Annotated in this window: 10 protein-coding genes; 9 read left to right on the top strand and 1 reads right to left on the bottom strand. The window is 55.6% G+C overall.

The window, feature by feature from the left end; all coding sequences use genetic code 11:
• The first annotated feature begins 10 nt into the window (after positions 1-10).
• Together ACF0H7_RS27490 and ACF0H7_RS27485 are read left to right on the top strand one after the other, a co-directional pair.
• A complete protein-coding gene (locus tag ACF0H7_RS27490) occupies positions 11-3244 on the top strand; it encodes a TM0106 family RecB-like putative nuclease (RefSeq protein ID WP_397454037.1) in 3234 nt (1077 codons plus the stop codon).
• Between the two features lie 43 nt (positions 3245-3287).
• A complete protein-coding gene (locus ACF0H7_RS27485; RefSeq protein ID WP_397449959.1) occupies positions 3288-3932 on the top strand; it encodes an ankyrin repeat domain-containing protein in 645 nt (214 codons plus the stop codon).
• A 74-nt stretch (positions 3933-4006) separates the two neighbouring features.
• Here the strand turns inward: ACF0H7_RS27485 and ACF0H7_RS27480 are convergent, their stop codons facing one another.
• Positions 4007-4882: a WYL domain-containing protein gene (locus ACF0H7_RS27480; RefSeq protein WP_397449958.1), complete on the bottom strand. Its 876-nt coding sequence runs from the start codon at positions 4880-4882 to the stop codon at positions 4007-4009.
• Positions 4883-5000: 118 nt separating this feature from the next.
• Here ACF0H7_RS27480 and ACF0H7_RS27475 point away from each other — a divergent pair, with 118 nt between their 5' ends.
• The 7 genes from ACF0H7_RS27475 (at position 5001) to ACF0H7_RS27445 (ending at position 12834) form a co-directional block, all read left to right on the top strand.
• Positions 5001-5264, top strand: coding sequence for a hypothetical protein (locus ACF0H7_RS27475; RefSeq protein WP_397449957.1), 264 nt, complete (start codon positions 5001-5003; stop codon positions 5262-5264).
• A 1-nt stretch (position 5265) separates the two neighbouring features.
• Positions 5266-6318 (top strand): ADP-ribosylglycohydrolase family protein, encoded by a 1053-nt coding sequence (locus ACF0H7_RS27470; protein ID WP_397449956.1) that lies wholly within the window; start codon positions 5266-5268, stop codon positions 6316-6318.
• Between the two features lie 357 nt (positions 6319-6675).
• A complete protein-coding gene (locus ACF0H7_RS27465; protein ID WP_397449955.1) occupies positions 6676-7164 on the top strand; it encodes a hypothetical protein in 489 nt (162 codons plus the stop codon).
• A gap of 141 nt (positions 7165-7305) precedes the next feature.
• Positions 7306-7911, top strand: a complete 606-nt coding sequence (locus ACF0H7_RS27460; RefSeq protein ID WP_397449954.1) for a hypothetical protein — start codon at positions 7306-7308, stop codon at positions 7909-7911.
• A gap of 344 nt (positions 7912-8255) precedes the next feature.
• Entirely contained in the window at positions 8256-9218 is a 963-nt protein-coding gene (locus tag ACF0H7_RS27455) for an ATP-binding protein (protein WP_397449953.1), read from the top strand.
• Positions 9218-10462 (top strand): hypothetical protein, encoded by a 1245-nt coding sequence (locus ACF0H7_RS27450; protein ID WP_397449952.1) that lies wholly within the window; start codon positions 9218-9220, stop codon positions 10460-10462. The genes ACF0H7_RS27455 and ACF0H7_RS27450 overlap by 1 nt, the downstream gene beginning before the upstream one ends.
• Positions 10459-12834 (top strand): hypothetical protein, encoded by a 2376-nt coding sequence (locus ACF0H7_RS27445; RefSeq protein WP_397449951.1) that lies wholly within the window; start codon positions 10459-10461, stop codon positions 12832-12834. Before ACF0H7_RS27450 ends, ACF0H7_RS27445 begins: the two co-directional genes overlap by 4 nt.

Here is a 12834-nt window from a genome sequence, read left to right as displayed (position 1 = left end):
GTGTAAACCTATTTCAGGACTAGACAGACTCAAAAGCCAGTACGCCAACGTTGTCGACATCGCAGAGGGCAATCCAGGCTTTGCACGCAGGGTCGAACTTACCATCCAGGCCATGAAGGCTGGCGCCGATATCATCTTCCAGGCATCGTTGCAGGAAGGTGCCTTTATTGGCCATGCCGACTTCTTGCGTAAAGTCTCTCGCCCGTCGGTACTGGGCGACCACAGCTATGAAGTTATCGACACAAAGTTGGCGAAAGTCGCCAAGGCCAAATTCCTCGTGCAGGTTGCGCTTTACTCGCGAATGCTGATTTCGATCCAGGGGATACAGCCGCAATGCATGTACGTGGTGCTCGGTGATGCTGCACGTACCGAGCAGGCATTCCGGGTAGCTGACCATGCAGACTATCTGGAGCATGTACTGCAGCGGTTTGACGTGTTCGTGAACAATTCCAAGCAACCCGCTACCTACCCGGAGCCGTGTGGGCATTGCGGGTTTTGTGCTTGGCGTGATCGCTGCGGCGAACAGCGTCTGCAAGATGACCATCTCTCGCAAGTAGCCGGTATCAGCCGCTCGCAAACCAAAAAATTGCAGAGCGCCGGTGTGTTCACGTTGCGCCAGTTGGCGGACAGCACAGACGCATTGCGTATCCCCAAACTACACCCTGAATCATTGGGCAAGTTGCGGCATCAGGCGCGTTTGCAGTTTCAGGGACGCTCCAGCGATGAACCGCTGTTCGAGCTTTTGCCGGTATCGGGTGAGCGACGTGGTTTTCACCGGATGCCCAAAGCTGTCGAGGGTGATCTGTTCTTCGACATGGAAGGCAACCCGCTGGAGGAAGGCGGCTTGGAGTACCTCTTCGGCCTCTATATAGACGAGGGTGGCAAGCAAACCTTCAAGCCCTTCTGGGCGCATAGCCGGGATGAGGAAAAGATCGCCTTCGAGCAGTTTATTGACTGGGTCATTGCCCATCTCAAGCGTTACCCCGACGCCAATGTTTATCACTACGCCAGCTACGAAGAGACGGCGATCAAGCGTCTGATGAGCCAGCACGGGACACGTGAGGCGCAAGTGGACTGGCTGTTGCGCAACGGCAAACTGATCGATCTGTACAAGGTCGTGCGCGAAGCCATCCGGGTGTCCGAGCCCGGCTACTCGATCAAGAATATCGAGCACTTTTACATGGAGCAGCGCGTCGGCGATGTGACCAATGCCGGTGCGAGCATCGTTTTTTATGAGCGATGGAAGGAGACCCACGAGTGGGCGTTGCTTGAGCAGATCGAGCGTTACAACGAAGACGACGTGCTATCGACCTATCTGCTGCGCAACTGGCTGCTGAAAATAAGACCGTCAGAAACGGGGACTTTTCTCAAGCCTGAACCTATCAGCGAGAAAGCCGTAACTGAGCAAACGGAGCTCGAAGTTCGTCTGGAAAACTACCGTGCTCGTTTGCTGGGTGGTCTTCCATCGGATGAAAGTGTCATGAGCGGTGAAAATCAGGTCACCTTGTTGACCTTCCAATTACTCGACTTCCACCGCCGCGCAGAGAAGCCGGTGTGGTGGCAGTTGTTCAGCCGCCAAGACATGACGACCGAGGAGCTGCTGGAGGACATTGAGAGCCTGGCCGGTTTGCGACGCACTAAAACGCCCCCTGAGCGTGAAAGGCAGTCCTTCTTGTATGAGTACAGTTTCGAGCCCCAAGAAACCAAAATGCGCACAGATTCTCAGGGTGTCATCACCGAGTCCCTGAGTAACGTGAAGCTGTTTCACCTGGACAATGAAAAGCGTCTGGCAACCTTCAAGGCCACTGAAAATAAGGCGCCACCCCAATACTTCGACATGATTCCCGGCAGGCCGATTCCGTCTGCTTTGCTGAGCAAGGCACTGTTCCGTTATGCCGACAGTGTGTTGGCGGGCGAGCAGCGTTTCCAGGCTGTTACCGATTTCCTGCATCGACGCGCACCACGGGTGAAGGATATCGAGCCAGGAGCGTCACTGCTTGATTCGAGCCTGCCGGCGATTGATGCCATCAAGCAAGTGGTCAGCAATCTCGAGAGTAGCGTGCTGTTCATTCAGGGGCCGCCGGGTGCGGGCAAGACCTACACCGGCTCGCACGTCATCGTTGATCTGCTCAAAGCGGGCAAGCGCATCGGCGTGACATCCAACTCGCACCACGCGATTAATAACCTGCTGTCGGCTGTTGAGTCTCGTGCGCAAGAAGAGGGATTCACGTTCGCGGGTCTGAAAAAGTCCTCAGAGGGGGAAGGCACCGAGTTCACCGGCCGCTGCATTCGATCCATCGAGGGCAAAACCGAATTCCTCGATACCTGGGGGCCAGGTATTGCCTTGGTAGCCGGTACTGCCTGGCTGTTCGCCGATCCCGCCTTTACCGAGCAACTGGATTATTTGTTCATCGACGAAGCGGGCCAGGTCAGTGTGGCGAATCTGGTCACGATGGGCATGGCTGCGCGCAACATCGTCCTGATGGGCGACCAGATGCAGTTGTCGCAACCGATACAAGGCGTGCATCCGGGGCGCTCCGGGGATTCTATCCTCGACTACCTGCTGGACGGCACACCCACCATCGCAGCTGATCGTGGTGTGTTCCTGGCTCAAAGCTGGCGGATGCATCCGGATGTCTGCTCGTTCATTTCGCAAGCTGTGTACGAAGGGCAACTTTCTTCAGCGCCGGGGACTGAGCGGCAGGTGTTGTTGCTGGATGGCGAGAGACCGGAAATACCGAACACCGGACTGATGTTTTGTCCGGTAGAACATGATGGAAACAGCCAGAGTTCGGACGAAGAGGCGGCGAAAGTCAAAGAGCTTTATGAGTACTTTCTGCGTCAACGTTGCGTGGATAACAAAGGCGCAGAGCACTCCATCGGTATCGAAAATATTCTGGTGGTGGCGCCCTACAACGTGCAGGTGCAACTGTTGAAACAGGTGCTGCCATCGGGGGCTCGTGTCGGTACCGTCGACAAATTCCAGGGACAGGAGGCAGAAATTGTCATCGTCTCGATGGCGACCTCGAATGAAGATTACTTGCCCCGGGACATTGGATTCCTTTACTCAAAAAACCGGTTGAATGTGGCGGTCAGTCGCGCGAAGTCAATGGCCTGTATTGTCGCCAGCCCTGGTCTGACTGCCATTCGCTGCCGGACTCCACAAGACATGAGTCTGGTTAACGGTCTATGTATGGCGGTCAGGTACGGGACGGCTGCCGATACTATCGCCCGGTGTGTGTAGGCACGAAGGGGGGTGTCACACATCCCAAACAGGGGAAAAAGTAATGCCATTCGCACCCGCTCTGGTTCCTTTGCTGCAGAGGGTATTGGCTCCAACGAGCTACTGCGTTGACGATATGCTGGCTCTCGAAATGGGGGACTGGCAGGCGTCAGTGCTTCTCGACAACACGGAACATCTGTCGTCGTTTGATTTGCTAGCGTTGAGTGACCTCGATCTTGCGGGAAACACGCCACTGGACATTGCCTACCGGTTGAACCGAGTTGCCCTGATTGAGAAGCTAGAGGCGCTTGGTGCCGTGGGGAACAAAAAAATCCTGGAGTGGAGTGGCCTCGGCAGCTTCATTGCACATGATAAATACGTCCATCTACCCGGCAAGCAGGGAAAGGTCAGAACGCTTGAGCTGCGGTACAGGCAAGGCGGGAGTCTCAACGATCGTGATGTGGATGGGAATACGCCCATCCATTTGCTCGCATTGAATGGCCATGCCAAGGCAATCAAGTATTTTGCCGACAATTACTTGATGTTCAGTCTGGACCTGAATGCAAAGAACAACGAAGGGCATACCGCTCGTAACGTGGCTATGCTCGCAGGCCATCAAGACATAGCCGATCTGCTTTTGATTCGGGAGATTGATAACTGCATAGGCGCCGCTCGTATCTGGCACCAAATGTTCCCCAGGCGGAAGTAAATGTTGTCGAGATGAAAGGGCTGATAGTCAGCAAACGATTCGGGACAACACACCTCCAGCCAGGGGCTTGATCGTCAGTCATGCATAAGCCAAGGCCTCAATTCTTTGAGGTTGGTCACCACGATTTGCTGCGCCTCAGGACTTGTAGCCAGATTTTTGGGATCAATCTGATAACGCTGCAATACGTACTTCACCAGCGCCTTGCGGCTAGTTACGACCAACTGGCCGGCAACCATGCCGAAGTCAGCTTCGATGATCGCCTTCTGCGCCGCGTTCAATCGCCCATCGGGCGCAATGATGACCGGAATTTCTGAATTCCAGTCTTCATCCAGTTCACGGGTGTTATCCGACGCGTCGAGCAAATCCGGCTGGCCTCGTAGGCGGCTGAGCACAAAGTCGCGGTACTGGCCGTTCTTCTCGCAGTAAGCCCGCACATGCCAGCGCATTCCGGTGTAGACCAGCGTATGAGGGGCTATGAGGCGAATTTCCACGTTTGGGGTGTTGAGCGACACGTACTCGGTTTCCAGGCGCAGGCCGTCGCGGCAGGCCTTGAGCAACGGGCGCAGAATCTCGGGGTGAATCGGCCGGTCCGGTACTTCCAGAACCTTGGTATGGGCATAGGCCAGAGCGAGCCCGTCGATGTGCGGGGCGCGCTCGTTGTTCTGATAAAGCAGGTGCAGATAGGCACTGGCACTGTCGTCAATGAACCTGGGTTTGAAATGCTTGGTGGGCACATAGCCCTTTATTTGCTTGTCATATGTAAGGTTTTTGGGCGCATGTTCGTTGATGTAGGTGTTGATGTCCTTGGACGCCTGCTGGCGGCTAATGCCGAAGCTCTGGATCAGGTGCCCCGTGGTCAGCCGGCCTTCCCACCAGGCAACGGTCTCGATCAAACGATAGCGAAGTGCCAGGTCCCAGCGGACTTGCGTGATGTCTTGTTGGCGTTTCATGTCCCCTCCATGTGCGTGAATACTTTACCTGTATAAGTCTACATTATAGACCTGTCGCCTAACACTACATATCGTGTTCCTGTCTTCGAGATTACTCGAACTCACTAAGGAAGTAGATATGAGTGCGTTGGACGTCGTTTCTGCGGGTGCTCTGGTGCTGATGGGCGCGATTCTGTTGATGCTGCTGATGCAGGCGCAGCGGCTACGCGAGATCTGGCAAGTGATGCTCGACTGCCAAAAAAATGCACGCTGGGCGAGCATCTGGGAAATGGAGAATAAGGAGCTGCGTTCGGCGTTGCGGGCGGAGAAGGCGCATGTCGAACAGCTGAGAGGGAAGGTGGTGATTTTGCAGGCACTGGTACCTGTTGCGAGTGGGGAATGACATGACCCGACTTGAGCGAATCAGAGGTTGCTTGCTGGGTGGTGCGGTTGGCGATGCGTTGGGTGCTCCGGTGGAGTTCCTCGAGTGGTCGGACATCGAAGCAAAGTTCGGTGCCCGTGGCATTGTCGACTTCGCCCCCGCCTATGGCGTCACCGGCGCAATTACCGACGACACGCAGATGATGCTGTTCACTGCCGAGGGCCTGTTGCGGGCTTATGTCCGCGGCAGCCTGGGGCATAGTTGTCACGTACCCAGCGTTATTCATCACGCCTTGCTACGTTGGTTGATGACCCAGGATTACCCGCTCGCCATGCCCATCAGCGATGACGGTTGGCTGATCGCTGAGGCCGCCCTCTGGTCCCGTCGCGCCCCCGGTGCTACTTGTTTGAGCGCTCTCAAAGCCAGCACCCAATTGGGTGTGCCGGCAAAAAATGACAGTAAAGGTTGTGGCGCGGTCATGCGCGTCGCGCCATGCGCCTTCTTTGGCAATGCCTTCGAGTTTGCCGCCGACTCTGGCCGCCTGACCCACGGACATCCCACGGGGCATCTGGCAGCAGGCCTGTTCGCCGACATCCTGCAGCGCATGGCTGATCACCACGGCAGCCTCGAGCATGCACTCACCGAAAGCCTGGCCAAACATGGTCAGAAACCCGGCATGGGTGAAACCCTGCGACTACTGGAACGGGTGCTGTTTTTTTACTACGAAGGCTACCGCCCGACCCCCCAACGCATTGCCGATTTCGGTGGCGGATGGGTAGCAGAAGAAGCCCTGGCCATCGGGCTGTGGTGCGCACTCAGCGCCGAGTCCTTCGAACAAGGCGTGATCACCGCCGTAAACCACAGCGGCGACAGCGACAGTACCGGCCTGATCGCCGGACACCTGCTGGGCATCCAATATGGTCCGGCCGCCATCCCGGCGCGCTGGTATGAACGGCTGGAAATGCGCGACGTCATCGACCGCGTCGCCAAGGATATCGAGCGCGTCCCCCGGGAGTTTTGCGGTTGTGGTGGGGAGTTCGATCAGCAGATTGAACGAGAGTATCCCGGTTGTTAACAGGGATAATTTTAATGAGCGTGAACCCGTACTTCGGAGAGCCGAGATGCCAGTGAGACCCAGACCGTTTACGTTTGTGTGCAATGACTGTGGCTGGAAGAAAACTGTTGCTCCGCCGAGTGATTGCCTGGGGCCAGGGGAGTGGTTTGACCGGTGTCCGAAATGCGCTGGCAAGTCGCTCAAGGTGCGGTCGGCGGGGTGGTGGGAGAGGGTGTTGGTGGGGGAGTTTTTTCGACGTTAGGTGCATTGTTCAGCGCGCGAGATTCGGGAATGATGTCCTATTGATATTATCTCGGTCGACGTCTTCGGCCGGAGAGGCTTCTCTCGGAAGGGGGGAGCAAACAGGGAGAAAACAGGATGTTGATGTTTATTGGCCTAATTGCCGCACTGGGTGGATTCGCGGTGATGTCCAGGCCCTTCAAAATTGGCTTCGGCCTCTACGTTGGCTACCTCATCTACTACATCTATCTCTACGGTGGTCGGGCAGACCTGGCCCAGGCGTCCACAGGGTTGTCTCTGATATTCGGAGCAGTTGGTCTGCTGATCCTTGGTGCGGTACTGGGAACAATGCGTGCGGGTGCTGGTAGCGAGGCGGACTATCTGGTCAAGCGCAAACGCGTTCTGATGTTTCTTTTGAAGTTCGGTGGCGCTTACGTGCTGATGACTCAGGTTTTGACCGTGGGGTTGTTCCTTATAGGTGGTGGTCGCTCATGGGATGACTGGACGGGTGCAGGGCTCATGGTGAAATTGCTGCCTTATAAGTGGGTGGGTTATTTGCTAATGCTGGGTGGTTATTACTGGTTGAGGGGCAAGGTTGAGGCGCGTCGGAGTGTGGCGGATTCGTAGCGTTCGGGATTTTTTCCACGAAACGGCTGTGGCTCAAAGGTTATTTCAATGATTAGGAAGTACAACTCTTGAACGTAATGAACGTAATGCCTCAGCTATTTCTTTCCCCCCACTGGTCCAGTGACAGAGAGGGGAGATCATGTGCACTTTCGTCAAGGTGATCTTGATGGTGCCTGTGGTCCCTATAGCCTGGTTATGGCTCTAGTAGCCAATGGGATTATTGACCTCGCTGAGGCTTCTTACATGAGCCTCAGCGACGGTAGAACGCGCTTTGGTAAATTCAATAGCAGGTTGCTGAGCTTTGGTGGCCTCATCGGTGATGGCACTGATAGGTATGACTTGAGCTGGTTAAGTGCATGCTTCGGAAACGAAATCAGTGTTGAACCACTCAACGGAAATACTCGGACCATGGTCGAGAAATTGGTCTGCGCCGTTAAGGTTGGGCGCGCCAGTATTGTGGGTGTCGATTGGGTGGGAGGTGAGGGGCACTGGTTGCTTGTGGTGGGTTACCAAGGCAAATTGGTACGAGCAGGCACCCCTGAAGAAACTATTGAATGTACCCATCTCTTGTGTCTTGACCCGATGGTAGAGGCGCCGAAAGTCTCGCTGTGGAACTCAGTGATCGAGGTTCAGGACGAAGTCGGCTCGCTGGTGAATCAAGGGCCATTACCTTCTAATCACTGGTGTGTTGGAGAACCGACCAAGTGCAAAATCACCAATGCGTTATCGATTATCAAACGTAAGTAACTTTATGCCTTGTATTGGCGCTAGTGGGACGAAACGGGGATGTAGGCTCTGGCGACTGAAATTACGGACAGGCGCTTTGTGCTTCGCATTTTTCGATGTTGGTGCTTGACCCCGACACATTCTGTCGTGCCCGAACCGTACTCTGTCACCCACTAGTCGACGAGAAAAGGGGGGAGGAGATTAATAATCTTCAAGTTCGACGGCGCTTGTCCGATAGCTTCCTTATTGCGTCAAAGGGTCGTCCATCAGCTCAAGCACGCCACTGCCGTCAGACCCCGTCAAATACGCACCTTCTAGCAAGGTTGCATGGTGGAAAAACTTAACCCAATGGACTGGTGACAACAGTGTCCTCGAGAGACTATCTCTATCAAAAGTTACGGCCTGAATTGCTGGCGGCCGCCGAAGAACCCCCTGCCAAGGCTCTGGCCGTGCAGCGAAGCACATTGCCTCGCTTCACGCTGGAGCGGGATGTGGTGCTTTCTCCGGGGGTGAAGCAACAGCTCGATGAAGCTTTGGTGAAGATCCATCACCACCACACCATTTACGTCACTTGGGGGTTCGCTGAAGTCGACCCCTGCGGCAGCGGAACGATCTTGAACTTTCATGGTGCGCCGGGCACGGGAAAGACGCTCACGGCCGAGGCGTTTGCCGGCAGTATTGGCAAGCGCATTATCAGCGCCAGCATTGCCGATCTTGAAAGTAAGTTCATGGGCGACACGTCAAAGAATATCGCGCAGCTGTTCGATACGGCGCGTGCTGAAGAAGCCGTATTGTTCCTGGACGAGGCCGATACCCTGCTGGGTAAACGCTTGTCCTCGGTCACCCAGGGCATTGATAACGAGGTCAATGCCATGCGCTCCACGCTGCTGATCGAGTTGGAGAAGCACACAGGTGTGGTTATTTTTGCCACCAACTTTGCGCGCAACTACGACAGTGCCTTTGTCAGCCGCATTTCTCAGCACATCCGTTTCGAACTACCTGGCGAAAGTGAGCGGCGTGCGCTCTGGGCACGCATGCTGGTGCCGAGAATCCCTCTGGCAGAGGAGCGAGAAGGGGTGCTCGACGTCCTCGCCGCAGCTTCTGAAGGGCTGTCTGGTCGTGAAATTCGCACATGTTTGCGATTGGCTTTGCCCAAGCCCTTGCTGGCCGATGGAGCCGGGGTGTTGCGGCAGGCTCACCTTCAAGAAGCACTCGCTCAGCTGTTGGCTGCGCGTCAAGACATTCACGCTTCGCGACCCGAGGTTGACCTCGGCACCGTCGCGTCGACACGTAAAGCGTTGGGCATTCATCAAAGGAGCGATATCTAATGGGCTGGTTTGATTCTCTCGTAAGCACTGTTTCAAGCGCAGTGTCTTCGGCGTTCCGCGCCGTCAAACAAACTGTCGGCAAGGCCGTCAAATGGCTTGCCGACGAAGCTGAAACCTTCGTCGGAGAAGTCAAACGGCTCTACAAAGCAGCCAAGCCATACATTTCCAGCATGCGAGTAGGGCTTCGAGCCATGGCGAGTTATGTGCCGTGGCCATGGGTCAAGGCAGTGAGTCTAGGTCTGGAACGTGCTTTGGCCGTGCTGGAGCATCTGGATAGCCACCCGCTGGCCGCAAAGGTGCAGCAGGCCATCGATTGGGTGATCTCACGTGCCCGTGAATGGCAGAAAAAATTGCTGGATGAGCAGGAAATCGCCGACGCGCAGGCGCGGGAGCGAGATCTGAAGGCTGCCATGGCCAAAACCCAAGGAGCAGAGCGCGAAGCGCTCCAGGCGATCGCACTGACTAACCGTTATCACTTGGTCAAGGCATTGACCAATCGATTGATTGAGACAGAAGCGTTTGTAGATTTTGACCACTACCTGCGTGTTCGGGCCGTGCAGAAGCTGCTGCAGGTTTACGAAGAGCAAATGACCCAGCTTGAAGACGTTGTAGCGTTGGGCCAGGAGCCGCTTTTCATTATCGACGTTGCGGCTCAACTGATCGAAGCGCGGGCAGAGCTGAGCGATGCAAACGTACAGCGTCTGGACGATCTGACCGTCAAGCACTTTGGCAAGGCAGTGATTCCGTTTGTGTTCGAGGAAATGATCCTGGTGTGGGGCGTGGCTTTGCAAAACGCCCAGCAAGCGTGGGACGAGCTTAACAAACGAGTGGTCAAGGACCGAGTACTCAAAGGCCGCCTGGAACTGGAGGCGGCGTTGGAGCCATTGGTGCCGGAAGAGGCGTTGGTACTGGATGATCTTCGCAAGCTGTTGCCGCGTGACGAAGCTCAACTTGAAGCGCTGGGCAAAGAGAAGCGCGCCAAGCGAAACTATGTGTTCGCTGCGGAAGGGTTTCTGCAACTGCTTGAGAAAAGCGAGGAGCAGCTCGTTGCTGATGATCAGGAGTATTTGATCGACCACGGTGGCAAGGTCGGCGAGATTTTGGTGCGTTGTGCTCAAAACGGCGAAAAATGGGAAAGCCTGAGCCCAGAGGAACAGTCGCTGATTGTCAGCTTCGCCAATATTTTCGAGGCCGACTGCAAGAAGCGCACTGATGCCTTCATGGTGGTTGAGGTTGCGGCATGATTGGCGAGATCCTTCAGTTCTTGACGCCTTCGCTGAGCAACCCGCTGGAGGTGTTTTTTTTCAGCATCATCCTGTTTGGTCTGCTGTTGTCGCTGATTACGTCGCAGGTTTTCGGCCAATCGGCGAAGTGGGAAAAAAACTGGCGCGGCGGGGCTCGTATCAACGCGCTGGACATTGAACACGGTTCAATCGGCGAGTTGAGCCACGCTGTTGCGTCAGGGTGGGAGCGTTTTGCTTCCAACACGCCGGGGTTGTTGTTGATCGTTGGGTTGCTGGGCACTTTCCTGGGGCTGGGTCTGGCGTTGGACAAGGCATCGACCATCCTTCAGGGGCATGACGACTCGCTCAACGCCATGAGCGGCTCGCTTACCCAGCTCACCGGCATGATGAAAGACTTGGGCACCAAGTTCAAAACCTCCACATGGGGCATCATCGCGTTCATCGTGATCAAGTTGTGGGAAGCCGCGCCGTGGTCGGCGGAAAGCAAGCGCACCGACTGGTGCCTTGAGCACATGAAGGCAGAGATCGATCTGAGTCGAAAGTCCGCGCTGGCGCTGCAGGTCGAACGTGATCAAGTGAATCTGACGGCACTCGATACCGTCGGTACCCGACTGGTTGAAGCGTTCAACGCCCAAGGCCAGTTGCTGGCTACCGAGCTCAAGCAGCTAAAGGAAGTCGAACTCCTGAGCGGTAAACAATCCGAGAGGCAACTCACTGCACTGAATGAAAGGCTTGCCAGCCTGGCAGACGACATTGATCTGGGCCGTAAAGCCGCGCTCGAGTTGCACACTGAAACTGAGCGGGCAAACCAGGCAGCACTCGATACTGTCGGTACCCGATTGGTTGAAGCATCCAACGCCCAAGGCCTGCTGCTGGCTACCGAGCTCAAGCAGATGAAGGCAGTCGAGTTCCAGAACGGTAAACAATCCGAGAGGCAACTTACTGCACTGAATGAAAGGCTTGCCAGCCTGGCAGACGAGATTGATCTGGGCCGTAAAGCCACGATCGAGTTGCACACTGAAACCGAGCAGGCTAACCAGGCAGCGCTCGATACTGTCGGTACCCGGCTAGTTGAGGCGTTCAATGCGCAAGGGCTGCTGCTGTCTGCCGAGCTTGAACAGCTCAAGGCCGTTGAGTTGCAGAACAGCAAGCAGTCCGAGAGCCATTTCAACTCGCTGGATACCCGTCTCGCCGAGCACAACCATCAGCTTGGTCTGATCGTCGGGTTCAGTGAGAACCTGCCTCAGATCGCTGAGATGAGCGCACAGCTCACTCGCTTGGCCAGTGTCGAAGAAAGCCTCAAGGGTATCCAGACGCTGGAGACCCGATTGGTTGAAGTGGCGGATACCACCAAAGCCTCGACAGAGTGCCTCCAGAATTATGTGGAGGCAAAAACCAATAACCTGCAACGTCAGGAAGCCGCCGTACAGTCGATGGGTGAGTCCGCAACGTTACTGGCTGATTCCGCAGGGCTGCTTAAAGGCAGCGTGCAGATCATGCAGGAAAAACTCAGTGGAGCGATTCACTCGCTGAATGAGGATTTTGCTGGGCATCTGGTTGAGATGAAGGCGAGCATGGATGGCAACATTACCAGGCTGGGTACTGTCATGGAGAGTATCGAGGAGGGGCTGACCGGCACCATTACCACGATGAGCCAAGACTTCACGCAGAACACCCAGGACATGGCGGCCAACCTCAAAGGCGCGACTGACAATATTTCTAATGCGGTTCAGAACCTGTCTGAGCACGTAGGCACGGTGGTCAAGGAAGTGCAGGTCACCACTGAAAGCGCCAAGGACATGCAGAAGAAAACCAGCATCCAGTTCTCGCAGACCAGTTCCACGCTTAACGAAGCGATCATAAGCATGAGTTCAAACATGACTGAACTCGGTCAGAGCATTTCAGAAGGCCTGAAAGAGGCTTCCAAGGCAGGGCAGAAGATGGACGCAGTGGCCATCAAACTGATGAACTTCCCGCAACTCGCCGAGCAGTTCACAACCTTCAATGCTGAGTTCAAAACCATGACGGATCAAGGCGCTAAAACTCAGGCGTCGCTGGAATCCTTGCCGGACAGACTGGCGCCTCTGGGTGCGAGCGTCAAACTGCTCGAGCAGCTGTGTGAGTCAGCGCGACAGCTGCCTCCGGTTGTCCAAGAGGTGAAGGCACTGGCGGACTCGCATCGCCAGGGGCAACAAACCATGAGTGCTCTGCCTGAGCTACTGGCGGCCAATATCGACAAGCAGTTTGCCAATCGCCTGCAAGTACTCAGCCAGGCTGCAGAGTCGACAGTGACATTGCTTGGCCGACTCACGGCTGGCTATGAACCTGCGTCTGCGAGTGACTTGCAGGCCGACGAAGCGCAGCTGGCGTAA

Origin of the sequence: Pseudomonas sp. NA-150 (assembly GCF_044336365.1) — a bacterium.
Lineage (GTDB): Bacteria > Pseudomonadota > Gammaproteobacteria > Pseudomonadales > Pseudomonadaceae > Aquipseudomonas.
This window is presented reverse-complemented; position numbering and strand designations above follow the sequence as displayed.

Coding starts and splice junctions, on each gene's coding strand:
- ACF0H7_RS27485 (WP_397449959.1), top strand. CDS start 3,288: ATGCCATTCGCACCCGCTCTGGTTCCTTTGCTGCAGAGGGTATTGGCT.
- ACF0H7_RS27475 (WP_397449957.1), top strand. CDS start 5,001: ATGAGTGCGTTGGACGTCGTTTCTGCGGGTGCTCTGGTGCTGATGGGC.
- ACF0H7_RS27445 (WP_397449951.1), top strand. CDS start 10,459: ATGATTGGCGAGATCCTTCAGTTCTTGACGCCTTCGCTGAGCAACCCG.
- ACF0H7_RS27480 (WP_397449958.1), bottom strand. CDS start 4,882: ATGAAACGCCAACAAGACATCACGCAAGTCCGCTGGGACCTGGCACTT.
- ACF0H7_RS27470 (WP_397449956.1), top strand. CDS start 5,266: ATGACCCGACTTGAGCGAATCAGAGGTTGCTTGCTGGGTGGTGCGGTT.
- ACF0H7_RS27450 (WP_397449952.1), top strand. CDS start 9,218: ATGGGCTGGTTTGATTCTCTCGTAAGCACTGTTTCAAGCGCAGTGTCT.
- ACF0H7_RS27465 (WP_397449955.1), top strand. CDS start 6,676: ATGTTGATGTTTATTGGCCTAATTGCCGCACTGGGTGGATTCGCGGTG.